General features: G+C 67.4%; 18 protein-coding genes and 1 pseudogene. 8 read left to right on the top strand and 11 right to left on the bottom strand.

Annotated elements, in window-relative coordinates:
- The first annotated feature begins 12 nt into the window (after positions 1-12).
- The 3 genes from EKO23_RS16420 (at position 13) to EKO23_RS16410 (ending at position 4443) form a co-directional block, all read left to right on the top strand.
- Positions 13-408 carry a helix-turn-helix transcriptional regulator gene (locus EKO23_RS16420; protein WP_134719206.1) on the top strand — a complete coding sequence of 132 codons (396 nt, stop codon included), beginning with the start codon at positions 13-15 and terminating at the stop codon, positions 406-408.
- Entirely contained in the window at positions 405-2558 is a 2154-nt protein-coding gene (locus tag EKO23_RS16415; RefSeq protein WP_134719205.1) for a helix-turn-helix domain-containing protein, read from the top strand. Before EKO23_RS16420 ends, EKO23_RS16415 begins: the two co-directional genes overlap by 4 nt.
- A gap of 628 nt (positions 2559-3186) precedes the next feature.
- The gene (locus EKO23_RS16410; RefSeq protein ID WP_246051132.1) at positions 3187-4443 is read left to right on the top strand and encodes an APC family permease; all 1257 of its coding nucleotides are present in this window, start codon (positions 3187-3189) and stop codon (positions 4441-4443) included.
- 150 nt (positions 4444-4593) lie between these two features.
- Here EKO23_RS16410 and EKO23_RS16405 read toward each other — a convergent pair whose 3' ends face one another.
- On the bottom strand, positions 4594-5004 hold the full coding sequence (locus EKO23_RS16405; protein ID WP_134719203.1) for a GNAT family N-acetyltransferase: 411 nt from the start codon (positions 5002-5004) through the stop codon (positions 4594-4596).
- Positions 5005-5138: 134 nt separating this feature from the next.
- Between EKO23_RS16405 and EKO23_RS26230 the strand changes: the two are divergent.
- Positions 5139-5536, top strand: a pseudogene (locus EKO23_RS26230) (recombinase family protein).
- Between the two features lie 191 nt (positions 5537-5727).
- On the opposite strand, the gene EKO23_RS25365 reads toward EKO23_RS26230, so the two are convergent.
- Together EKO23_RS25365 and EKO23_RS26730 are read right to left on the bottom strand one after the other, a co-directional pair.
- Positions 5728-6336, bottom strand: coding sequence for a hypothetical protein (locus tag EKO23_RS25365; RefSeq protein WP_167880514.1), 609 nt, complete (start codon positions 6334-6336; stop codon positions 5728-5730).
- The gene (locus tag EKO23_RS26730) at positions 6333-6662 is read right to left on the bottom strand and encodes a PadR family transcriptional regulator (protein ID WP_134719201.1); all 330 of its coding nucleotides are present in this window, start codon (positions 6660-6662) and stop codon (positions 6333-6335) included. Before EKO23_RS26730 ends, EKO23_RS25365 begins: the two co-directional genes overlap by 4 nt.
- Before the next feature lie 195 nt (positions 6663-6857).
- Between EKO23_RS26730 and EKO23_RS16390 the strand changes: the two genes are divergently transcribed.
- On the top strand, positions 6858-7682 hold the full coding sequence (locus EKO23_RS16390; protein WP_134719200.1) for a hypothetical protein: 825 nt from the start codon (positions 6858-6860) through the stop codon (positions 7680-7682).
- Here the strand turns inward: EKO23_RS16390 and EKO23_RS16385 are convergent.
- The 6 genes from EKO23_RS16385 to EKO23_RS16360 form a co-directional block, all read right to left on the bottom strand.
- Positions 7679-8221 carry a TIGR02391 family protein gene (locus EKO23_RS16385; protein ID WP_217702662.1) on the bottom strand — a complete coding sequence of 181 codons (543 nt, stop codon included), beginning with the start codon at positions 8219-8221 and terminating at the stop codon, positions 7679-7681. The two genes, EKO23_RS16390 and EKO23_RS16385, sit on opposite strands and share 4 nt — an antisense overlap.
- The gene (locus EKO23_RS16380) at positions 8218-8925 is read right to left on the bottom strand and encodes a DUF5343 domain-containing protein (RefSeq protein ID WP_134719199.1); all 708 of its coding nucleotides are present in this window, start codon (positions 8923-8925) and stop codon (positions 8218-8220) included. The genes EKO23_RS16385 and EKO23_RS16380 overlap by 4 nt, the downstream gene beginning before the upstream one ends.
- Positions 8926-9350: 425 nt before the next feature.
- Entirely contained in the window at positions 9351-12644 is a 3294-nt protein-coding gene (locus EKO23_RS16375) for a MerR family transcriptional regulator (protein WP_134719198.1), read from the bottom strand.
- A gap of 517 nt (positions 12645-13161) precedes the next feature.
- Entirely contained in the window at positions 13162-13512 is a 351-nt protein-coding gene (locus EKO23_RS16370) for a hypothetical protein (RefSeq protein WP_134719197.1), read from the bottom strand.
- Positions 13513-13641: 129 nt separating this feature from the next.
- Positions 13642-13938, bottom strand: coding sequence for a hypothetical protein (locus EKO23_RS16365; protein ID WP_134719196.1), 297 nt, complete (start codon positions 13936-13938; stop codon positions 13642-13644).
- A gap of 99 nt (positions 13939-14037) precedes the next feature.
- Positions 14038-14967: a hypothetical protein gene (locus tag EKO23_RS16360; protein ID WP_134719195.1), complete on the bottom strand. Its 930-nt coding sequence runs from the start codon at positions 14965-14967 to the stop codon at positions 14038-14040.
- A 486-nt stretch (positions 14968-15453) separates the two neighbouring features.
- On the opposite strand from EKO23_RS16360, the gene EKO23_RS16355 reads away from it, so the two are divergent.
- Genes EKO23_RS16355 through EKO23_RS16345 form a run of 3 tightly spaced genes read left to right on the top strand, consistent with a single transcriptional unit; the run spans position 15454 to position 21531 of the window.
- On the top strand, positions 15454-16914 hold the full coding sequence (locus EKO23_RS16355; RefSeq protein WP_134719194.1) for a type I restriction-modification system subunit M: 1461 nt from the start codon (positions 15454-15456) through the stop codon (positions 16912-16914).
- A 5-nt stretch (positions 16915-16919) separates the two neighbouring features.
- On the top strand, positions 16920-18095 hold the full coding sequence (locus EKO23_RS16350) for a restriction endonuclease subunit S (RefSeq protein WP_167880516.1): 1176 nt from the start codon (positions 16920-16922) through the stop codon (positions 18093-18095).
- A gap of 22 nt (positions 18096-18117) precedes the next feature.
- A complete protein-coding gene (locus EKO23_RS16345; protein WP_134719192.1) occupies positions 18118-21531 on the top strand; it encodes a DEAD/DEAH box helicase family protein in 3414 nt (1137 codons plus the stop codon).
- 94 nt (positions 21532-21625) lie between these two features.
- On the opposite strand, the gene EKO23_RS16340 is transcribed toward EKO23_RS16345, so the two are convergent.
- Both EKO23_RS16340 and EKO23_RS16335 read right to left on the bottom strand, forming a co-directional pair.
- Positions 21626-23476 carry a hypothetical protein gene (locus EKO23_RS16340; protein WP_134719191.1) on the bottom strand — a complete coding sequence of 617 codons (1851 nt, stop codon included), beginning with the start codon at positions 23474-23476 and terminating at the stop codon, positions 21626-21628.
- The gene (locus tag EKO23_RS16335) at positions 23473-24501 is read right to left on the bottom strand and encodes a hypothetical protein (protein WP_134719190.1); all 1029 of its coding nucleotides are present in this window, start codon (positions 24499-24501) and stop codon (positions 23473-23475) included. Before EKO23_RS16335 ends, EKO23_RS16340 begins: the two co-directional genes overlap by 4 nt.
- Positions 24502-24519: the final 18 nt, after the last annotated feature.

Here is a 24519-nt window from a genome sequence, read left to right as displayed (position 1 = left end):
ACGGTCCCGGCCATGACTACCCCGACGCAGCCCGACCCGGCGTGCGACGCCAACCAGTTGCTGACCCTGGCCGAGGCCGCCGACCTGATCGGCAAGCACCTGTGCACCGTCAAGGACTGGCGCGCCGCCGGCCGCTGGCCGAACGCCGTTCAGGACGCCACCGGGCGCCGCACCTGGCGGGTCCCCGCCTCCGACCTCGTCGACGCCGGCGACCTCGAGCCCCACCAGGTCCGCGAGGTCGCTCCCACCCTCGCCGCGGCCCGCGAGTCTCGGCTCGTCGGCACCCTCCGCGAGGAGATCGCCCAGCTTCGGGCCGAGCTCTCCGCAGCCCTGGCCGTCGCCTCCGAGCGGGACCGCACCATCGCGCTGCTCGAGTCGGTGCTCGGCGCGAAGGGGGCGGCGGCGTGAGCACGCACCCGGGAAACCTCCGACCCACCCGCGCCGGCACCTGGGAGGCCAGCCTGCCCAAGGCCATCGGCGCCAGGGAACGACAGGGCTACACGTTCAAGGCACGCCAGGACGCCCTCGACTGGCTCGTCCGCGGCGACGGCGCACGCCGAAGCGGCCAGCCGCTCCCTGTGCCGTCGCCCGAGCTGCTGTCTCAGAAGCGTCGCGCCGGCACCGAGTTCGCCAAGGTCGCGGCCGACTGGCATCGCGAGGTCTACCTCGAGGACTTCCGCGCCGACGCCGTCCGCGCCGAGGCCGTGAAGGCAGGCATCCGGCGGATCGACACGTTCTTCAAGCGGCACGACCTGCACCTGGAGACGTTCTCCCGCCAGAACGAGCGGGACCTGTACCGCTGGCTCCTCGACGGGGACCCGACACCTTGCGCCGAGCTCCCCGACGGAGTCCACCCCGACGACCTCGTCACCCGCGCCGAGGCGCTGGCCATCCCCGGCATGGCCTCCTTGTCGACCTTCAAGACGCGGCTGCGCGAGGATGACATCCGCCCCGCCGTGACCGCGCCCGTCCAGAAGTTCCGCATCGCCGATCTCTACGACCCTGCGGCGCGGCTCGTGACCGCTCGCCGCGGCGCCACCCCCACCGAAGGCGAGACCCGGGGTCCGCTCAAGCGGTCCACGGCCCGCAACACCCGGTGGGTGCTGCTGGCGGTTCTCGAGCATGCACGTCAGAGCGGGATCCAGGTGCCTCCGAACGTCGGGAATGCAAAGCTGCCCGGCAAGCCCGGCATCAAGAAGAAGGAGCGGGTGGTCGCGGCAAGCCTCCAGGACTGCGCCCGCGTGGCCGGCCACCTGCACGTCGTCCACCAGCTCGCGCTGTGGCTCATGCGCACCCTCGGGCTGCGAATCAGCGAGGCGTTCGGCATCCACCTCACCGACATCACCGACCACGGCCCGGGCAAGCCCGGAGTCCTGCGCATCTGGAAGCAGGGCGGCCGGGCGTTCAAGTTCACGAACGCCGAAGGACAAGTGGTCGTCGCCGACTCCAAGGACCAGCTGAAGAACCTCCGCTCCGTGCGACTCGTGGTCGTTCCACCTTCCCTCATGGACCTCATCCGCCTTGTGATCCGCGTCTTCCACGTCGACGAGAACGGCCTCGAACGGGACGGAGCGCGGCTCATCCCCGGGCTCAAGGCACGAGACAAGTCCGGAGCGGGGTCCTTCCGGCGACAACTCGCTCTGGCTGCGAAGGCCGAGGGAATCCGGTGCTCGGCGGACAAGGACGAGATCGAGGGCAAGTTCCGCCTCCCTACGCCGCACTACCTGCGCAAGTCTCTGGTGACCGACCTCGAAGTCGGCAAGGTGAAGAAGTCGCACATCCAGAGCGCCATCGGTCACCGTCCGAGCGCGGCCCTGGTGCACACGACGTACACCCTGGAGGACCGCAGCCTCAAGAAGCTGCGCAAGATCTCCCAGCTGATGCAGCAGTCCATCATCTCCGACTTGGGCACGCTGCAGGTCCCGACGACTCAACGCTGCACCACGGGAAACCACCCCGCTCTCGCGCAGGACGCCGCCCGCATTGACGCCCTGCTGCTTGACGCGGGCTGGCTGATCCTGCCTGAGGTCGACGGCGAGGCGACGTTCACGACCGCTGAGGTCGCCGAGGCGCTCGGACGCACCGAGCAGACCGTCGCCGGGCGCATCCGCGCCGGCGAGCTGCCCGCCGTCCGGTACCAGGGCGGGTACCTGATCCGCGAGTCTGACTTCCTGGCGGAGCTGGAGCGAGTCGCCGGCCAGGTTTCCCTCAAGGACCTCGCCGCCGAAGTCCTGCGTGACTACGACGTCGTCCGGCACTACATCCGTCGCGCCGGGCTTGCGCTCGAGGAGTTCACCGCGCGTGACGCCCACGCACCGGTCGACACCGCTGAGAACGTTCGCCTGTACTTCAAGGAACAGGACGCCTTGCTGCAGCGAGCCACCCGGCTGAGCACGCTCGCAAAGGAGATTGGAGTCTCCGTGGCGATGCTCGATACCCGCATCAGGAAGGGCCTCCTGGTCGAGGATCCGGTTCGCGAGCACGGCGGCCTTCGGATGGTCACGAACGAGAGCGCCGAGGCCACGCGCACCTTCTTCGCCCGAGTGCGCCGGCGCTGAGACCAGACCGCAGGTTGGTTCTCGATTGCAGTGACTTCGGAGGAACCCGACCGGGCCCGGGACTCTTCGAGACCACAAGACGTAGTGCCTGGGCGGCCGCGCCGGCCGTAGATTTCCCGCAACTTCGAACACACTGTCGAGTGACAGGTGTGTCTGAAGTGAAGGGAGGTGATGTCCATGGCGAAGGGGAGTAAGTCCGGCGGAGGAAAGTTCCGCAGCGCGATCTCGGGCCGTTACGTGACGGCGAAGCACGGGAAGGCGAGTCCGAAGACGACGGTGAAGGAGTCCAAGTGACCCGGTTAGCGACGGGGAAGTCGCTGTGCACCGTCTGACGGCTCCGACCGTCTCACCGGCGGCCCTCGAGTCCTTGGCTCGAGGGCCGTCTCGCCTCGGGCTGGGCTATCTGAGCCGAGCAAGCAAGGGAGATCGGCGAGTCCGCACCAGCAACGCCGGTTCGCAACATCGCGGAATGACCTAAGCCCGGGGATGGCGCTTGCGTGGGAGGAAGCGGCACCCTGACGGTAGGCCGCTCATGAGCGGCGCAGGTGGGCGAGGGGGTCGTGCCATGGTCGAGGACCTGTCGGGTGACCCGTCGGGGCCTGGTGACAGCACGGCCCCCAGGCTGTCCGTGCGTCAGGCCGCCTTCATTGGAGTCGGCTCGATGGTCGGCGCCGGCATCTTCGCGCTGCTCGGCTCGGCCGGCGAGGTCGCCGGCGCTGCGGTGTGGGTTTCCTTCCTGCTCGCCGGCATCGTCGCCGTGCTGCAGGGCTACTCGTTCGCGAAGTTGGGCGCGCGCTACCCATCGGGCGGAGGATTCCTCGAGTACGTGATCCGCGGCTGGGGCGATGGCCACTTCACAGGTGCGATCGCCTGGATGCTGCTCGCGGTGAACGCGATCATCACCGCGATGGTCGCCGTCTCCTTCGGAAGCTACGCGAGCGACGCGTTCACCAACGACGACGCCTGGGTCAAGCCGTTCGCCGTCCTGGTGCTGCTGGTGATGACGGCGCTGAACGTGCTCGGGTCGCGGACGGTCGCCCGAGCACAGACCGTCGTGGTCGTCGTGGTCGTCGGCATCCTGACAGTGTTCTCGGTCGCCACGCTCTCCTCCGCCGACCGCGACCTGCTGGCGTTCTCCGGGTACCCACCGTTCGCCGACATCGTCTCCAGCGTCGCACTGACCTTCTTCGCCTTCCTCGGCTTCGGCGTCATCACCTTCACGGCCAAGGACCTGGCCGATCCCCAGCGGCAGCTCCCAAGGGCCGTGTACCTGGCGCTGGGGATCGCAACCGTCGTCTACCTGGGTGTCTCCATCGGGGTGTTCGGAACCCTCACCGTGCAAGAGGTCATCGACTCCGGCGGCACCGCGCTCGCCGTTGCCGCCGAGCCGACGCTAGGCCAGGCCGGCTACTGGATGATGACGGTGACGGCGCTGTTCGCGACGGCAGGCGCCACCAACTCCGGGCTCTACCCGGCAACCGGTCTGGCCGACGAAATGGCCGCCCGTGGTCAGTTCCCACCCGCCATGGGCGCGCGGGTCGGCCGACGCGCCTCGACCGGGATCGTGACCACGGCGATCGCCGCCATCGTGCTGGCGGTCTTCTTCGACCTCAACGCGATCGCCTCGATCGGTAGCGCGGTCGCGCTAGTCGTCTTCGCGCTGGTCACCCTCGGCCACCTCCGCATCCGCCAGGAGACCGGAGCCAACCTGTGGGTACTCCTGGTCGCCGACCTAACGACCGTGGTCGTCTTGGTGTCGTTCACCGTGACCACGCTCGTCGACGAACCCGGGACACTCGTGGCCCTGCTCGTCATCCTGGCCCTGAGCGTCGCCCTCGACCTCATCTGGAAGAGCCACCGCCCCGACCCCGCCCAAGCATCCTGACCGGGGTCCAGTCTCGTACGCGGTATGACGCGGCTGCCCATGCGCGGATCGCGGCAGGTCCGTAGCACTACAGCACGACGATGGCGCGCGGACGAGAACGTCCGCGCGCTGCGGGCGACGTAGGCTCGGACGGTCGTAGCCCACCGCCGATCAGAACGGCCTTCTCGTTGTCGTGCCGAGGTGCGTCCGAACCAGCGCGAGACCGGCCGTCGTGTAGCTCTGTTGGGAGAAGTCGAGTTCCCAGCGCCTGTCCGCTTCGGCCAGAAGGTAGCTGCCGAGTCCGCGCCGATGCCACGCCGGATCGATCAAGAGGTTGACGTTCCCGCGTCGCTCATACGGAGGGAAGTCGCACCGGTAGTGGTACAGCAGACCCCGCACCTGTCCGGCGTTGTCACGCCAGGACAGGCAGTCCGCAGATTTACCGGTGCGGTGCCAAAGAACTTCGTGGCGGATTCCTGGCGGGCCGACGCGAGGATGCTCACGGGCCACTACGGGCCAGTTGTTGGCCATCATGCGGTCGTCGACGGTCGCGACCAAGGCGACTTCAGGGGTGTTCATCATGGCCAGCACGGTGCGGACACTTCCGGTCTGCGCAATCGACACAAGGCTCGGAACCACTCGCGACCTCGAGGCATCCGGCAGTGAGCGAGTTGACCTCAACCGCCCGGTTGCCCGTGGCAGGACGAGGAGACGACATGCGAGCAGTGGGGTACGTCCGGATCAGCAAGGCCGACCGCGACAAGACCGAGCAGGAGCAGCGGCTGTCGCTGCGGCAGCAGGAGGCCGAGGTCCGCGAGGCCTGCGAGGCCAGGGGCTGGGACCTGCTCCGGATCGTGGAGGACTTCGCCCTGTCGGGCATCGACGACGACCGCCTGGCTTCGCCGAGGTCGCCGCGCTTGTCGACGGCGGGGACGCCGACGTGGTCGTGGTGCGGCACGTGGACCGGCTCTACCGCAAGGGCTGGCGGCTGCTCCGGTTGGTGGACCCGGTGGCTGAGGGGGGAGCCGGGTGGAACATCTACTCCATCCAGCAGGCGTTCGACACCAGCACGCCGGAGGGATGGCTCGCCTTCGCCCAGTTCGCTCTTCGGTGACTTCGAGCGTCGCCTCTTCGGCAAGAGGACTTCGGCAGTCCTTGCCCAACTCCGCAGGGAGGGCAAGCACACCGGACGCCCCAGCGTCATCCCGGTCGAGGTCGAGGATCGCATCACCGCGCTCCATGCCGCGGGGCTCTCAGGTTCCGCTGTTGCCCGTCAGTTGATGGCGGAGGGAGTGCGCCGTCCGGTCAAGGACGACCGGACGGGAGAGGTCCGCGACGTCGAAACGTGGACGTACGAGCATGTGCTCGGTGCCGTCCGTCGGGCCGAGGCACGCGCACTCGGCGGTATCGCGTCGGCCTAGTCCGCACCATGGTCATGCGGACGAGGTAGTAGTAGGCGAGAGCCGACCTGAAGGGGCGCGACCTGCGACCGGCCTTCCTCTGCTGCTTGATACGGTCGATCAGCATCGCGTCGTCCTGATTGGACGGGTCCAGCACTCTCTCGCTGGCCGGGCGGTCGAAGGTGAAGTGGAGCCTGTCGGGCCCACGGGAGATCGTGGCCGTGGCTGGCCCGTAGGTGGTGATCGTGAAGATCTCAGGCGTGCCCTCCACGGTCTGGTCGAGCCGTGCGGCCACTCCCTCCCAGACGGCCAGCGCAACCGTCTCGCTCATCCAGTACCAGCGCGCCAGGGCCATGCGCAGCCCCGCGACGTGCTGCATCTCGGCCACCAACTCGGCGCGACGGGGGTGACCCTTCGGGTAGATGCGAGCGGCCAGACGGACCACGAAGACCGGCGCGGCCCCGAGCACGAACAGCACGGCCAGCGTGGTCCAGGTCAACGTCAGGGCGCTCACGGTTCTACCGTCCCCGGACGCCGCCGGATGGCTGTGTGCCGGCGTGAGCGGTTAGCGGCGGGAGCCGAGGCGAGGAAGTCGCGGAGGTACTCCTCGCCCGAGTCGGTGATCCGGTAGTAGCGCCGGGCCGGTCGACCTGCTGCCGGCTGCTCCTCCCACCCGTCCGTCAAGTGTCCGGCCGCAAGCAGTTCAGCCAGGAACGGATACATAGACCCGGCACCCACCCCGGCCTGTCGGGATAGTTCGTAGCCCCACTTCACGCTCTGCGGGCCAGCCAAGAGGGCGGCAGCGATTGCCAATCGCGCCTGCGTCCGTCGAGCCTTCATGAGAGCACCTTAGCCGACATAGGTCGGTTAGTCGACATACCGAGCCGGAACTAGATCGGCTAACCCCTCCCCCTGAGGACGAGGTATCGTTGACCCGTCAACCAGTTGGTTGTCGAGGGGCCAGTGGCCCAGCCCTTGTGGGGCAAGTGATCGAGCAGTGCTCGCACCGTCCGTCCCACCTCACAAGGAGCACCCATGAATCTCACCAAGCAGGCTCCCGCTGGGGACGATCCGCTGAACACCGTAGCCCCGAGCGGCTTCTGCCAGTCGGTGTTCCGCAGTCGTCGCGACCCGAACATCGTCACCGACGACTCCGGTGCTTCTCTGGGGACGCAGGTCTACAACCACGGTTGGCTCCTCAGCGAGACGCTGGTCTCCTACCTGTCCGAGCAGAGCGTCGTGCAGAGCGTCAGTAGCCCGACGAGGGTGGGTATGAAGTACTCCCCGTGGTGGGGACGTCCGTGGTCAACGCGGCGCGAGTACTCACGGGATGGAGGCTGTGACCTGGCCCGGCGGTGTCGGCACGATCCGGCAGATCGTCTCGGGCGACGAGGGGCGGGACGCAGGGTGGCCACGATCCTCGACCTGCTGGCGGCGACAACCAGCACCCAGCGCGACACGATCGAGAGCACCTACTCGTCCACCAAGGCCTCCATCTACACGGCCCGGCAGAACCTGTACGCCGCTCCGGCGACGACCGCCGTCCGCAAGCAGGTCGCCGCTCGCTCGGAACGTGCCTGGTACCTCGCATGCAAAGCCGTCGATGCTGCCCGTGGCCCGTGGCTGGAGAACGCGCTCCAGGACGCCATGTGGGCCATCGTCGCCAAGGAGGCCGGGCTGATCGGCACGACGTTCACGACCGCGAACTACGAGACCATGGCCCAGCCCATTGACGCGGTCCTGGCGATGCCAACCGGGCTACTAGGGCGCTGGACGTGCCGCTGGGCCACGACATGCCCTGTCCGGCTTGCGGCCCAACTGATCGACGGCTCCCGCATTGCTGCCAGCGGGTGGTGCTAGCGGAGTTTCACAGCATCAAGCCTGCGCAACAAGAGCGAGGCGAGCGCGAGGTAGTCCAGGGCTTCGTCCGGCGTGTCGCCGACCTCGACTTCGTGCCCCCGTGGGTTCCGGATGCCTGCGGTGGCCCCTGCGAAGATGAACCTGTAGCCGCGCTGCTCGTCGAGGTCCGAGTCGGTCGAGAGGGCGTTCAACTGGAGGACGGGCTTCTCCTCGTTGAAGACGTTCATCATGAGGTCGAATCCGATCTTCCCGCGAACCCCGCTGATCCGCTTGACCTCCTTCTCGATGAACTTGAATGCGTGGAATACGGACTCCTCCCAGTGGCCGTCGTCGAAGAGTTTCCGGACCTTTGGCGGTAGGTCGGGGTGGATGTTCCGCGACTCGAAGGGGTGCGCCTCCTCGGCCTCGGCCTCCGGGATGATCTCGACGAGGGCGGCCTCCATGACCACGGCAGTGTCGGCGGCCTCTACGACGCGCTCGGCCTGCTCCGCGCCGACAGACCTCGCGATGCGTTCGAAGCGGTCCAGCGGGCCGCTCACGACATCAGGTGCTTTTTGATGCTCGCGAAGATGGCGTCGTAGGTGTCTGCGTCGCCGCCTGGCGGCAGATTGACCTCGACGCGGACGGTCAGCCCGACGTCCTGCCCGGTCTGCACCTTGACGCCGGTTCCGACCTCGCCGTCACCCTCGCCGGTCGCGGACGCAGTCGCGGCTTCCTTCTTCGGAGCCACCTTCCTGACCGCGGTCGTCTTCTTGGTCGCCCCGGTGTTGCCGGCGGCGGCGGTCTTCTTGGCAGCGGTGCTGCGGACGGGAGGAAGGTCGCCATGTCCCGCCAGCGCGGCCAGGGTCTGGAACGTCGTCGCCTGACGCTGACCGACAAGGTCAGAGGTCTTGTCGGAGGCGCGGAACCAGTGCACCAAGGCGCTCTTGTCGGCGTCGAGGGCCGCGTCGCCACCCATCTCATCGAAGAGCATCTGGTAGGCGTTCCGGAGCGTGCCCTCCAAGCCCGAGGCGAACGCGTCGTCATTGCCCCAGAAGTAGTCGGTCTTGTCCTCGACTCGGTTGCCCTCTTCGTCGATCAGGCCGAGGAACTTCAGGATCGAGATGACGTACGACTCGTTGGCGGGCGCGATGTTGAACCGCTTCAGGTAGCCTGCGTCGACTTTGGTCGGAAAGCCCTTTCGCAGTTGGCCAAACGTTGCGACGAGCCCTGCCGGTCCGGAGATGTACGGGTAGTTCGGCACGTTCTTTCCCCCTGTAGATCTTGTGGCGGCACCCTACCTGCGCTTACGGACAGTTGAAGGGGAGAAACGCGGTCCCTCACATGACACGCTCGACTGAGCGACTGAGATCGGACGCCAGAAAGTACCCGTTCAATACCGGTTTGTACGCAAGCCGTCAAGACGATGTTGCTTCGGCGGTGATTAGCGAGCGTCATTCTGGGCGGAATAGGGCAGGCGACGGCGTCCCCAATCGTATGGATGCGAGTGAAGGTATTGCTCCCGTCGGTGGGCGATCCGTTGTGCCACGACCTGGCTGAGGGCGGCCCAACAGGCACTCGCATGGTGATCGGTGCGGACGAGGCGCGCCCTCGACTTGGGGACGGGTCGAACCGATCCCATGACAGCTGGTGGACGAACCCGGCCAGGCGTGGGCGATTCCTGATCACCTAGCCTTCCGATGCCAAGTACCTAAGGACGAACGGGAGAGTGGAGATCCGCTCAAGCTCGGTGCGCGCGAAGACTCGCTGCGGCCTTCCGGGGCCCATTTGGACTCGTCGCGCGTGGACGAGCCCGCGGTTGTCCCAATGTCTGAGGGCACTAGCTCGGACGCCGAGGAGGGCCGCCGCTTCTTCGATGCCCAGTTCCCGTGGACGGGTAGAGATGTCACTTGCTGGCCGGTAGTGCGACTCGTCACGCACGATCGTGAAGGGTCCATCGAGCAGCGTCCGCCCCGGCTCGTAGACGTCCTCCGCGAGGTCCCAGTACTCCAAGTAGGCCGCCGGGAAGACCACGTGGGCGTAACGCTGGTTCGGTAGGCGCCGGCAGTCGGGGCAGAGCAGCCCGTAGCCACCATCCACGAGGGTCTCGGGTACGGGGATGTAGTGGCTTGCCCATCGGTGACCCTCGGCGGCGGGACAGCCGTCGTGCGGGCAGGCGCGGAGCCGGACGACATTGCGGTTTGCTCGGTCTCGTACCAAGACCTTGGTGAACTTCGAGGTTGTGCCGCCGTCGGTGAGGTAGTTGATCTCGCCCACGCCGGCGCTGAGGCTGCGGGCAAGTTCTTGCACGAGGACCCCGTCGCCATGCCGGGTCTGGCTGAGCATGGCGTTGAGGGCGCGACGGGCGAGTTGGGTGCGGCCGTAGACCCATCGGAAGTGGTGGTGCTGATCGCTGAGGTAGACGGTGCCGAGGTGTTGCCGAAAGCCCTGCTGGAGATGTGCGGCCGCATCATAGTCGTCGGTCACTGTCGCCCAGACCGCGAGTCTCGCCTGGGGGATTGGGCAGTCCAGGAGGCCCTCGCGCAACCCGCGCTTGGTCAATTCCTTGTCGGCAAGCCACCCACGGATGCGCGTGAGGGCGCGCTTGCGCTCGCCCTGATGCAGGTCGAGCGCATCCGATAGCGGCAATCCGTCTCGCAGGTGTACGGCAGCGAGAGCCTCGGCAAGCGCCGGCGCCGAGGAAGACGAGGTGGATGGCCGTCGCTGGTTCACGAGCGGCAGGCGTCCCGACGCGTGGGTGATGGTCTCGCCGTCCCTTGTCACGTGGGCTGTGCCCGACCACCAAGCGAGCCGTGGGTTCGTATCGTCGGGCACGAGGCGGAACGTGTCCCGGAAGACGGCCACGAAGGCGTCCGACACTTCCCGGACGAAACGGGGTTGAGGCTCATCTGCCTTGGCCTCGAGGACGTCAGCCAGGACGGATAGCTCCGTCAGGTCGAGTTCGACCTGGCGCGTCCCGCTGAGGGTGCTTGCCTCTGCTCGTAGGGAGGCGGCGGTGGCGCGGGCCGCTTCTGCCGACCGTGCGGCTTCGGCGGCGTCCTCCTGGTACGGATGCGCGGCCTTGAGGGCGTCGTCACTGGTCATGTCGTCGTGCTGTCCGAGGGCTGCCGCAGCCATGACGCGGAACGCGGCCGCCTGCCTTGCGTGGTCGTCGGCCTCCCGCTCGGCCGTTGAGGCGTCGCGCTCGAGTCGGGTACGGCGATCGGTGCCGGACTTCACGCGTCGAGAAGATGTGAATTGGACAGTGCCCTCTCCGGCCTCGTGCACGATCCGCCGAAGGAACCCGACAACGCTTCGCGCGAGGGCCCCATCGGCCACTGTCACCACATGAGTGCCTTCTCTCGTGTCCCAGCCGCGCTCCTGAGGCATGCGCTCGCGAACTGTGAGCAGGCCCGCGCCAGCCCCACAGATCTTGCGTTCCACCCTCCGAAATGCACCGTCCTCGTCGACCTGAAGCTGCTCCCCAGGAGTCAGCCCGCTGAGGGTGCTTCGGTCGATCCACGTCGCAAGCCCGACGAACGGCCGCCGTGCGTCGTCGTCAACGCTGGTGGCGCCGCCGCGGCCTCGGTTCAAGGTGGGCTGGTCGTTCGCCGGCAAGCTCGCATCTGCGCGGTGGTATCGCTTCTCGATGGCTTCCCACTGACTACGCCTCAGATGCAGGCCCTCGACCGGATCTGTCGAATCGTCGATCGGGGTCGCGCGATCGTCAGGCATGATGGGGAGGCCCCAGTCGAGCTCGAAGTCCATGTAGCCGTAGTGCCGAAGGTCCAGTGGCGACCTGCCTCGCTCACGCTCATGCCACACAGGCTCAGGCCCGCTGGCGAACTGAACCTTGGCGCCATCGACCATGGCCTTGCCAGGTGCGGGGGCCACGATCCGGAACGGGTAGCGGCCGGTGCGGTAGGCCCGGCGTGCTGGCTCGCGAAATAGCGTAGCCACGGCCGCCTCGCGGCGAGCCTTGTCGCGCTCAGCTGTGTCGCGGTTGGTGCCGGGATACGCCTCAGCCAGAGTCTTCATCGACCCGTCCGGTCGACGGTGTTGTGGGTGCCGCATCAGCAGACCCTTCTCGACGGCGAGGTCAGTGATGCGCGCCATCGGTACGCCACGGGCGCAGGCAGCGTAGAGCTCCGCAACGACCGCGATCTCACCGGGCAACCAGTGGACGGTGTTCTTGTCGCGCCCGACACCGAGACGAGCACCCGAGGGTAGGTGGAACTCGGGGCGGGTCCACTCGTGGTTCTGGCACTTGGAGTAGGCGCCGCTGAACTGTTTCTCGGCGTCCGCGAGCTTGTTCGCGATCGCGACCACCTGCTCGACTTCCGAACCCAGCGCGCTCACGTCTCGTCGGTTGCCGTCCACCCACAGTGTCAGCAGGTGGGCCCGTCGGGCGATCGTTTCCTTGAGGTAGGCGCCGTGGCGGCTGTTGCGGAGCATTCGGTCCCAGCGCGAAAACATGAGGTCCGTCAGGTGGCCTTCGTGCGCGACGACCGCCAGCCGGACCAACTGCGTGAACAGGTTGTGGCCGAAGTCGTCGACGTCGTCTTGGTCTTCGATGTTGTCCTCTGCCGCCGAGTTCAGAACGTCGATGACCAGAACGCGGCCGACCACACATGCGAAGGCAACCAGCGCGTTAGGGCTCACAGCGGAGCGGCTGACCTGGTGTGCGTAGATCGGAACCATGCCGAGTCGGGTGCGCTCCTCCATCGCTCGTCGGCCGCTAGCGCCCCCACAGACCTCGAACACCCACGCGTCCCTCTGCTTCAGGGACGTCAGCTCGGGGTACAGGACCCCGTACTTGGCGACGCCCGAATCGGTCTGCGTCTCGAACTTCGCGCTGGTCTCGGCGCTGATCCGATTCACCAGCGCGGCCGCGACGTCCCGAGTCTGCAGCCCGGCTCTCTCGAAGACGGCTAGGGCGCGGTCGCTCTTGTTTTCTCGCGCGTACTTGTTGTTGAACGGCATGGATTCTCCTGGCGGTAGGGCGGTGTTGCCGGGAGACCGTGCTCGGTCCTCGTCGAGATGCAATAGGCTCACAAGTTGTGTAGGGCACATCGTTGAGCTGACTCAACAGGCCGCCATCGCTCACCGAAATTCGAATGTCATCAGACTGATGTCGGGTCAGCCGTTGCCCTGGCTGCGGTCGCTGTGAGGGTCGTCGACGACCAGAACCTTGAACAACAGTCGATCGCCAGACCAGCCCTCTGGCGATGGAGATTCCGGGTCCTCGGCCCATCGCAGGAGCTTTCGAACGAATGCGGGGTCGGTGAGCGGCGCGGCCATCGTTTCTGCGCGTTCCGTGGCCGATGTTGAGTCAACTGACATGGTCGGGACCGTCCGCCGCGTCTGTCCATCCGCAACCTGCTCACCGGACAAGGCGTGGCCAGGTTGAACCACCCAGCGACTTCGTTGGCGTCTCACGCCCAGCGCTGGTCATACGACTGCGGCCGGCACTGTGAAGTGCCGGCCGCAGTAGGTGGAGCTAGTCGCCTAGATCGGCGATTCGGGCAAGGATGCTCTCGATCCCGTACCGACCAGAGCACACGGCGCAGTCGAATCCGAGGGGACTGTCGCCGCGGTTGTGGATCAACGCGGCGTCGCTAACGGCGTACTCCGCCATGAGCGCTGCGGCCGCGGCCCGGTCGGGGATGAGGTCCTCGATCGCGGACTCGGCGAGAACGACCTGGCGATCGAGTCCCGGAGCGTCGTGCAGGCCGAGGCAGCTGGCCTCGGCGATGGCCTGGGCGGCGTACTTGCGCGCGGCGACCAGCCACCGCAGTCGGCGCTGCTTGGTCGGAGGGAGGGAATCGTGGACGCGCTTCTCGAGGTCCATTTCCAACTGATTGGGCATGGGTTCTTCTCCATTGGTTTGGGCACCCGGGACCCGGTGGGACCCGTGATGCGGACACGGGGTGTCGGGTGCGGACCGTGAGCGCGCGGGCAGCAGGCCCAACCAATGACTTCAGCTCTTCGAGGAGAGGTGCCGCGCTCGGGCGGTGGCGAGCACGACCGCGGTGTCCAAGCTCGGTGCGGGCCAAACGAGGCAGAGCTCGAGCCATGCTGGGTCGAGCCCAACCAGCAGCGCGTGCGCCGCGAGGACCACGTCGATGAGCACGTCCCGAGCGGAGGATTCGGCCGGGCAGTCTGCGAGCACCGCGTCGTGCAGGTGGGCGAGATCCCAGCCCGCGTCGAGCGCATCGCCGATCGCGAGAGCCAGGGGGGTGAGCGTGTGCGTGGGGATGCCTCCAGGGGTGCTCATGAACGGCATGGTTCGGCGCAGATCGGAGCGCGCAATGATTCACCGCTAGGACTTCGTCACAGTCGCCACTCCGTGCGAGCGGTCGACGCCGGGTGCTGGTCAGCGGAGCACTCGGAGGGCGAGCGGAATCTGCGCCTTGAGGCAGAGCTCTGTCTGATACATGCCGGCGGGCTGGCACTCCGCGCGCGGGTCAGCGCTTCCCAAGTGTTGGGCCTGGCTCACGGCGAGGGCGCAGGCGGCGTCGAGGAAGTCGATGCCGCCGGCGTTGTCGAAGGTCTCAACACGGATCAGCGAGAATCCCCACGGGTGCGCTCCGGTGGCTGTGCGCAGACGGACAAATGCGGTGAGGCGGTCGCTCTCACCTTGGCAGAGCGCCGAAAGTCTCAAGGCAGGACTACGCCACCCCCCGATAGCGGGGAAGAGGGCCGGGTCGCTGATCCAGGTGGTGTCCAGAGCCGACTTCACGATGCCGATCGCGTCGTCACGACCGCATCCGGGCGGCAGCGAGCCGTCCACCACCACGACCTGCCCGGGAGGACAGGGCGTTGACGCGAGGACCTGGGCCTCGAGCTTCTGCCGCGTCTGGTCAATCCAGGCATCCGTGGCGAGCGCGAGATTCGAAGGGTGGATCTCGCGGAGTTCAACGATCGGCACGGCCCCCGCGTTGCGCACGAGCCCCACGTCCCGAGCGCTGCACACGACCGCGAGGCGCTGTTCGAAGGACGTGAGCGCCCGATTGTGAACCGTGCCTGCCGCGACCCACGTGAGGGTCAGATCCCGGTGTTCATTTCGGGCGAGAACAGAGCGTGCTTGGACGCCGTCCAGGAAGCCCGCGGTCGCCAACCGTGTTGCGGTGATCTTCCGAGGCGCGGTCTCGACCAAGCTGGTGATGCGCTGGTAGTGAGCTGGGGTGGCCGACGAGGACACACGGAGGTGAGACAGCGCCTGCGCCAGGCCCTTGAGGTCGGCAGGCGTCTGGTCGGGGGGCCAGGGAACGGGATCAGCGGGGGTGGGCTGGTTGGGGGACACGGAGACCTCCGGTGGGCTCGTTTGGGAGCGGCCGGCGGATGCCGGCGACCGAGAGGGTGCCGGGGGATGTCCGCCGTGCAGTGGGTGAGCGCGCGAAGCTCTCGCCGCGGCGAAGCCGTGACGTGAACCAGCGCACGTGGTGGACGGTTGCCGACCTTGGCGTCCTGGACCCTTCGTGCTATCAGCCCAGGCTGATGGACCCCGGCGGCCCCCAGCACGCACCAGACGCTTCTGACGCGTAGAAGCCGGTGTGCGCACCCGGGGTTCCTTCGCCTACTCCTCCGGCGTACCAAGGACGCGTATTCGATTCCCGTGGGCTTCAACGGGAGGTCTTCGCAGAATTGGCGGAGATTCTTCGCAGATTGCCGGTCATCGCGGCGCACGCCGCGGAGAGCCAGCCCTCTTGAACGAGAGCCGCCCTGACACCCGTCGGGGCGGCTCTCGTGTCTTCAAGTGCCTGTGGGTGGAGCCGTCTAGGGTTGCCCGGTGATCACCGGTGAGCTCAAGAGCAAGATCGACAGGATCTGGGACGCGTTCTGGTCTGGCGGCATCTCCAACCCGCTGGAGGTGATTGAGCAGATTACCTACCTGCTGTTCATCCGCCGCCTCGACGACCTGCAGACCCTGGCCGAGAAGAAGTCGAACAGGACGGGCAGACCGATCGAGAACCCGGTGTTCCAGTCTGGTCAGGCCGAACTGCGGTGGTCGCACTTCAAGGATCTCGAGCCCGGCGTCATGTACAAGGTGGTCGGGGAGCAGGTGTTCCCCTACCTCCGCCAGCTCGGCGGTGACGGTTCCACGTACTCCGAGCACATGAAGGACGCCAGGTTCACCATCCCGACGCCGGCACTGCTGTCCCGGGTTGTCGACATGCTCGACGACGTGCCGATGCAGGACCGCGACACCAACGGCGACCTGTACGAGTACATGCTCAGCAAGATTGCGTCGGCCGGGCAGAACGGTCAGTTCCGCACTCCGCGGCACATCATCCAGTTGATGGTCGACTTGACTGCGCCCGGCCCGACCGACCAGATCTGCGACCCAGCCTGCGGTACCGCCGGTTTCCTCGTGGCTTCCTCGGAGTACGTGCGCACCCAACACCCGTCCGTTATGACCGACGAGCAGCAGCGTCAGCATTACCACCGCAGCATGTTCCACGGCTACGACTTCGACTCCACGATGTTGCGTATCGGAAGCATGAACATGCTTCTTCATGGTGTCGAGAGCCCCGACATTCGCTACCGCGACTCGCTCTCGGAAGGGGCCGCCGGGGAGGAGGGCTTGTACAGCCTCATTCTGGCGAATCCGCCGTTCGCCGGCAGCCTGGACTACGAGTCCACGTCCAAGGACCTTCAGCGCGTCGTCAAGACCAAGAAGACCGAACTGCTCTTCCTTGCACTCTTCCTCCGCCTGTTGAAGCCGGGCGGCCGGGCCGCCGTCATCGTCCCCGACGGGGTCCTCTTCGGGTCCTCCAAGGCGCACAAAGACCTGCGCCGGATTCTGGTCGAAGACCAGAAGCTCGATGCCGTGGTGAAGCTGCCATCTGGTGTCTTCCGGCCCTACGCCGGGGTCTCGACCGCGATCCTCTTCTTCACCAAGACCAACAGCGGTGGGACCGATCATGTCTGGTTCTACGACGTCCAGGCGGACGGATTCAGTCTCGACGACAAGCGCACGCCTGTCGCGGCCAATGACCTGCCTGACGTCCTCGCCCGATGGGCTCAGCGCGACCGCGAAGAACGGGATCGTCCTCGGACCGAGCAGAGCTTCTGTGTGCAAAAAGAGGACATCGTCGGGCAGGGTTACGACCTTTCCCTGAACCGGTACAAGCAGGTCGTGCACGACGAGGTCGAGCACCGCCCACCACTCGAAATCATTGCTGACCTCGAGGAGCTGGATGGCGAGATCCAGCGCGGGCTGGCCGACTTGAAGGGCATGCTCTCTTGAAGCGAGTGGCATTGGGTGAGTGCTGCGAGATCGTGTCTGGTGCGACGCCCAAGAGCGCCGTAGCCGAGTACTGGGGCGGGGACATCTCGTGGGCGACGCCTGCCGACCTGAGCGTGCTTGAGCGTGCATACATCGGGAGCACGCCACGCAAGCTCACTGCCGCCGGACTGGCCAGCTGCTCTGCGAGGATCCTGCCGGTGGGCTCTGTGCTTCTGAGCTCACGGGCACCCATCGGACACGTGGCCATCAACACGATTCCGATGGCGACGAATCAGGGCTTCAAGAGCCTCATTCCAAAGGCTGGCCTCGTTGATGCCAAGTACCTCTACCACTGGCTCAGCTCCCACAAGGAATACCTGCAGTCATTGGGTAACGGGGCGACGTTCAAGGAGGTCTCGAAGGCAACCGTTGCGCGGGTCGAAGTGCCTCTCCCGTCCGTCCAAGAGCAGCGCCGCATCGCCGCCATCCTCGATCAGGCTGACGAGCTCCGCACCAAGCGGCGCCAAGCCCTCGCCTACCTCAATGCCCTTCCGCAGGCACTCTTCCGCGAGATGTTCGACGATTGCGCTTCAGAACCTGTGCCGCTCGCCGAGCTCTGCACGCGGATCACCGACGGAACACACCAATCGCCGACCTGGGCGCAAACGGGTCATCCCTTTCTCTTCGTCAGCAACATCGCCTCTGGCGAGATCGACCTGGAGACGAGCAAATTCATCTCCGACGAAACACATGCAGAACTGACAGCCCGTTGCCCCATTGAGCCAGGTGACGTCCTCTACTCGACGGTCGGTTCGTACGGCGTTCCGGCAGTTGTGCGAACGGCGAGGAAGTTCGCTTTCCAGAGGCACATCGCACATCTGAAACCGCATCGCGAGCTCATTCATCCGGAGTTTCTCTGGGTTCAGATGGCGTCACCAGCGGTGAGGCGGCAAGCCGACGCCGCCGCAAGAGGCGCGGCCCAGAAGACCGTGAACTTGAAGGACATCAAGGCCTTCTATGTCATCGCTCCCCCAATGGAACAGCAGTTGCGCTTCGTGGTGCGCATGCAGGCGATCAGGGCCTTGGGGTTGAGAGCCCAAGACGGCCTAGAAGCTCTACTTGAGCTCCGCGAATCGCTACGGACCTCTGCATTCACAGGGTCCCTCCGCGAATCGGCCGATACGTTCAATCTAGGCATCTAAAGGGCATCCGGGGGACTCAGGCGTGAGCAACTTCGACTTCATCAAGACCGTGTGGCCGGAGGTCCACACGGACTGCGTGCGCGCCGAGGGATACCTCGCGTCTGACCCGCGCACCGCGTGCATCTACGCCCGCCGGGGGGCCGAACAGCTGGTCGGGCTGATCTACGACGTCGACAGGCTGCCGGTGCCCTACCGGGACGACTTGTCTGCGCGGATCAACGAGCCGGCCTTCCAGCGCCGGGTGGGTGTGGGGATCGGGCAGAAGCTGAACCTGATCCGGAAGTTGGGCAACCGCGCCGTGCACGACGTGCAGCCGCTGCCTCCTCGCGTCGCGGTCGACGTGCTCCGCGAGTTGCACCACATCGTGGTGTGGACGGCGTTCCGCTACTCCACCGACCCGGCCGCGGTGCCCACCGGCGCCGTGTTCGACCCGAAGCTGGCAGGGCAGAACACTCCGCTGAGCCGGGCCGAGGTCGCGCAGCTGGCGGAGAAGTTCCGGCAGCAGGACGAGGCACACGCCCGCGCGCTGCGGGAGCGTGACGACCTCGCCGCGGCGAAGGACGCCGAGATCGCGGAGCTCCGCCGGCAGATCGAGGCGGCGCAGGCCGCGACCGCCGCGATCGACACCCACGACTACTCCGAGGCGCAGACGCGCGAGCTGATCATCGACGAGCTGCTCCGCGAAGCCGGCTGGCTGCTCACCGAGGCTCGGGACCGCGAGTTCGAGGTCACCGGGATGCCCAACGCCCAGGGTGTGGGCTTCGTGGACTACGTGCTGTGGGGGAGCGACGGGTTACCGCTGGCGGTGGTGGAGGCCAAGAAGACCACCGTCGAGCCCGCGATCGGTCAGCAGCAGGCCAAGCTCTACGCCGACTGCCTTCAGCAGATGACCGGCCGCCGGCCGGTGATCTTCTACACCAACGGCTATCATACCTGGCTGTGGGACGACGCCGCCGGATACCCACCCCGCCGGATGGAGGGGTTCCTCACCGCCGACGAGCTCGAACTGACGGTGCAGCGCCGCACGGGCCGCCTCCCGCTGGCGGACACCACCATCGACAAGGACATCGTCGGCCGCCACTACCAGCAACGCGCCATCCGCGCCGTGGGCGACGCATTCACCGCCAAGCAACGCGACGCCCTGCTCGTGATGGCCACTGGATCGGGCAAGACCCGCACCACCATCGCCCTGGTCGACCAGCTGATGCGCGCCGGCTGGGTGAAGCGGGTGCTGTTCCTGGCCGACCGCACCGCACTGGTCAACCAGGCCGTCAACGCCTTCAAGACCCACCTGCCGAACGTCACCACGGTGAACCTGGTGACCGAGAAGAACGCCGACGGCCGGGTGTTCGTCTCCAGCTACCCGACGATGATGAACCTGATCGACGAGACCGACGCCGGCCGGCGGCTGTTCGGGCCCGGCTACTTCGACCTGGTCGTCATCGACGAGGCACACCGGTCGGTCTACCAGCGCTACCGCGCCATCTTCGGCTGGTTCGACTCCCTGCTGGTCGGCCTCACCGCAACCCCCAAGGACGAGGTCGACCGCAACACCTACAGCCTGTTCCACCTCGAGGACGGCGTCCCCACCGACGCCTACAGCCTCGACGAAGCCGTCGCGGAGGGTTACCTCGTGCCCCCGGTGGGCGTCTCGGTCCCGACCAAGTTCCTGCGCCAGGGCATCCGGTACGACGACCTGTCGGAGGAGGAGAAGGACGACTGGGACTCCCTGGAGTGGAACGAGGACGGCGAGGTCCCCGACGCGGTGTCCGCCGAAGACCTCAACCGGTTCCTATTCAACGCCGACACCGTCGACAAGGTGCTCGCCACCCTGATGACCGACGGGCACAAGGTCGCCGGCGGCGACCGCATCGGCAAGACCATCATCTTCGCCAAGAGCCAGAAGCACGCGGAGTTCATCGAGCAACGGTTCAACCTCAACTACCCCGAGCACGCCGGCCACCTGGCCCGGGTGATCACCCACTCGGTGACCTACGCCCAGTCCCTCATCGACGACTTCTCGATCAAGGACAGGGCCCCGCACATCGCCATCTCCGTCGACATGCTCGACACCGGCATCGACGTCCCCGAGGTCGTCAACCTGGTCTTCTTCAAGATGGTCCGCGCCAAGAGCAAGTTCTGGCAGATGATCGGCCGCGGCACCCGCCTGTGCCCGGACCTGTTCGGACCCGGGCAGGACAAGAAGAACTTCTACGTCTTCGACTTCTGCGGCAACCTCGAGTTCTTCAGCCAGGACCTTCCCACCTCGGAGGGCTCGGTGCAGAAGTCCCTGGCCGAGCGGCTCTTCGAGGCCCGCCTCGGCCTGGTCACCGCCCTCGACCATGCCGTCGCCACGGACGCCGAGGATCCGCCGGTGGGCGAGGGCGAAACCTCCGAACGCGGGCTGCGCGTCGACGTGGCCTGGTCGCTGCACCAGGTCGTCACCGGCATGAACCTCGAGAACTTCCTGGTCCGCCCCGCCCGGCAGTGGGTGGAGAAGTACCGCGACTGGAACGCCTGGCAGGACCTGCCCCCCGAGGAGGCCGGCGACGTCGCCCGACACCTGGCCGGACTGCCGTCCTCCGAACGCGACGACGACGAGGACGCCAAGCGGTTCGACCTCATCCTGCTGCGGCTGCAGCTCGCCCGCCTCGATGGCGACGCCGTCCTCTTCGAGCGGCTGCGTACCCAGGTCCAGGACATCGCCGGCGCCCTGCTCGGCCAGACGACGATCCCCTCGGTCAAGGCCCAGGAGCTGCTGCTCGACCAGCTGGCGGGTGACTCCTGGTGGGTGGACGTCACCCTGCCGCTGCTCGAGCTCGCCCGCCGCCGGGTCCGTGGCCTGGTGCGGTTCGTGGAGAAGTCCCGGCGCGCGATCGTCTACTCCGACTTCGCCGACGAGCTGGGCGAGGGCACCGTGGTCGACCTCCCCGGCGTCACCCCAGGCACCAACTGGGAGCGGTTCCGGGCCAAGGCCCGTGCCTACCTCCGCGACCACGAGGACCACCTCGCCCTGCAGCGGCTACGCCGCAACCTGCAGCTCACCCCCGAGGACCTGGCAGCCCTGGAGACCATGCTGCTCGAGTCCGGCGCCGGTACCCAGGAAGACATCGCCCGGGCCCGGGAGGAAGCGCACGGCCTCGGCCTCTTCGTCCGCTCCCTGGTCGGCCTGGACCGAGAGGCCGCGACCGCGGCGTTCGACCGCTACCTCACCGATGCCACCTTCTCGGCCAACCAGCTCCGGTTCATCCAGCTCATCGTCGAGCACCTCACCGCCAACGGCGTCATGGAGGTCGCCCGACTGTATGAGTCGCCGTTCACCGACAACGCCCCCCAGGGACCGGACATGATCTTCACCGAGGACCAGGTCGACGACCTGGTGGCGATCCTCGGCCAGGTCCGCGACCGCGCCCTGCCCGACGTCACGGTCGCCTGACCGGCCTCGTCGCCGAGTCCTCGCGTACTCACAGATCTTCCGCTGTTGAATTCTCAAGGTGCAGGCGCCGCGGGAGGCGGTGCTGTCATTCCGGTCAGGCCGCGCGCAACGGCGTGACTTCCTCGCCAGGACCGGTGCCGAGGTAGCCGGCGTCGATGGCCTTGGCCTGCTCACGGGTGAGGTCGGTGAAGCCCCAGTCGTGCGGGTCGGGCTGGAGCAGCGGGTGATGTGCCGGGCCACGACCGGTCTCCTCGTGCCAGGCGCGCAGCTGCTCCTCGTTGAACACGGCTCCCTTGAGCCCGTTGATCAGGTTGGCCATCGCCAGGCCCGGCAGCCGGTTCTGACCTCGGCGCATCCGCTGCCGGCTGCTGCTCTTGAGGATCCCGAACGCCCCCTCGACCAAGCTCCGCAGGTTCCGCTCGCGCCGCCAGCGGCGAGTGCCGACGTACTCGGGCTGCATCAGCTTGCGCTGGTCGTGAGGCTTGGTGGGATCAGGGGTGAAGTCCATGGTCTTGTTGGTGCAGCACCCGCGGGTCTGCCAATCCTCCGGAGGGGTGACGATCGGCAGTTCGCGGACCTGGGCGGCGGCCACCTGGGCCGCGCCGCGCGCCCAGCAGCCGGTCCGGCCGGCCATCGCCGGGCAGATCCACTTGCTGGACCGGTTGGCGCCCAGGCCGGACTCCTTGCGGTCGAAGGCCCAGTCGGCCCTGAACTGCTCGACGGCCTCGTAGTGGTCCTTGTCCTCGTCCCGGGCGAAGTCGGCCGGCATCGGCCGCTGGTCCATCGGGGCAGCCGGGCAGTGCATCCACCCGAACTGCATCAGGGCGCCGTTGATGTCGACGATGCCGGCGGAGTCCGACCGCATGGCCAGGCTCTGCTTGATGCCCCGCTGGGCGAGCGGGACGGCCCAACGGTCGGCCTTGAGGTTGGTGTAGAGCAGGTCGCCGATGAGCCGGGTGACCTTGGACCGTTCCGCCGCGCGGTCGATCAGCCGCAAGGAGGCATCGACGACATCGGCGTTGGCCGGGACCACCACGAGGCCCTCGATCAGCAGCGGCTCCGCGTCAGCCGGCATGCCGGGGTCGGGGGTGCGGACGAGCGTGTGCTGGTGAAAGCCGAAGCCGACCTCGCGCTTGCCGGTCTTGCTGGTCTTGTAGCCCCAGGCGGCGTCGAGGCAGCGGCCCCGTGCGCCGGCGGGCACGGGACGCTCCTCGTCGTCGGACGGTGCACTGCCGCCCTCCTCGTCCAGGGCAATGTCGGCGACCTCGAGGTCCTCGCTGCCGTCCTCGCTGGGGAGCTTGTCCTTGCCATTCTTGAGGTCCTTCTTGGCCTTGGTGCGCCCGGTCTCGGACCCGCGAGACCACACCCACTGGCCGGTGCCGTCGATGGCCAACGACGTCCCGACCCGGGGAACGACGGTGACAGTGATCAGCCGGTGCACGGCGTCCTCCACCAGGCTCCGCCGCCGCTCCCGCTCCGCATCGTCGAGGTTGGGCTGGGTGCCGTGACCGTAGTCGAGGGCGGCGCGGATCTTGGTGGTGGCGTTGATCAGGTCGTCGTAGCCGAGGCGCTCGTAGCCCTCCTCGACCCACAGCTCCTTGCGCGGCTTGCGGGACTTGGTGAGCCTGGCCGTCTCGGGGTCGTAGTCCCCGGGCAGCTTGGGAGCGCGGGTGGTCAGCGGGCGAAGGATTCCGAGCTCCCACTGCATGTCGCGCGGCAGCGCCTCGGTCAGCACCTCGTGCACCCCGCGCACCGTGGTCTCGTGACCGAGCCGGGTGCACAGCAGGACGCCGAGCAGCCAGAGCCGGATGTTCTCCCGGATGCGTCCCTTGCGTCCACGGCGGCCGGGCGGCGGCGGGGGAGCCAGGATGTCGAGGATCCCGCTGGTGTCGACGATGTGGATGCTGCGCTCCAGCATGGGGCGGGTGATGCGCTTGGCGCTCACAGCTGCTCACCCCGCAGGACCTGCACGCCCTCGACCGAGACCTGCTTGTGCTCGAGCCAGGGGCCGAGGTGGGGCTGAAGCTCGCTGAGCGTGCGTGCGGACTTCAGGCCGGCGGCCTGCAGGATGAGGGCGACCGGGATGGGGTCGGTCATCAGGTCGGCCAGCCAGGTGGCGCGGAGCCGCGCGGGCTCGATGTGGGCAACCTTGTGCAGGGCGGCCCGCTCGATCACCCGGGCGGCGGTGTTGCGGCGGTCCTGCTTGGTGCCGATGAGCAGCTCACCGGGACCGCGGTCGGTCAGTGCCTGCCGGAGCATGGCCTCGTAGGCGGCGCGCAGCGGCACCACCCGGGGGCGGGGCCCCTGGACGTGGATCAGGATGCCGTCCGGGCCGAGGTCCTCGATGTGGTCGGTGTAGAGGTCGCGCATGTCCACGCTGTCCTGACCACCGCCGGCTCCGAGGGCCACGACCAGGGTGAGGTCGCGGCTGCGGGCCTGGGTGGGCTGCACCTGGCTGACCCGGCGGATGACGGCCATCTCGGCGGGGGAGTAGCAGGGCTTGATCGCGCTGTGCCCGATCGGGGTCAGCTTGGCCGGCACGTCCGGTCCCGGGTTGGCGGTGCGGGCCAGGGCCAGCAGCCGGCGGCGGCGCTCGGCGCGCAGGTGGTCGCCGTCGTCGGCCATGCCGACCCGGACGAACTCGTCGATGAACGTCGTCGTCAGCAGGGTGGCGACGTCGAGGGCGGCGCCGCGGCCGAGGGCGTAGGCGGCGAGCTCGGTCAAGTGGGTGCAGTGCTTGCGGACGCTCTCGGTGCCCTGCAGCGACGAAGCTGCGATGGCGGCGTGCAGGAAGGGGCGGATCTTCTCCATCCGGCGGCCGGTGGGGTTGGCGGGCTGGTGGTTGTCGATGACGGCGGCGAGGTCGGCGCTCAGGGTGCGGGATGCCTGCGCTTCGGCCTCGGCGGCGGCGAGGGCGCGGGCGAAGGCGGCCTTGTTGGGCTTCTTGCGCCGCTGGTTCTGGCTGGTCATGAGGGTTCCGTTCCGTCC

This window comes from Nocardioides guangzhouensis (genome assembly GCF_004519545.1).
Classification (GTDB): Bacteria; Actinomycetota; Actinomycetes; order Propionibacteriales; family Nocardioidaceae; genus Nocardioides; species Nocardioides guangzhouensis.
This window is presented reverse-complemented; position numbering and strand designations above follow the sequence as displayed.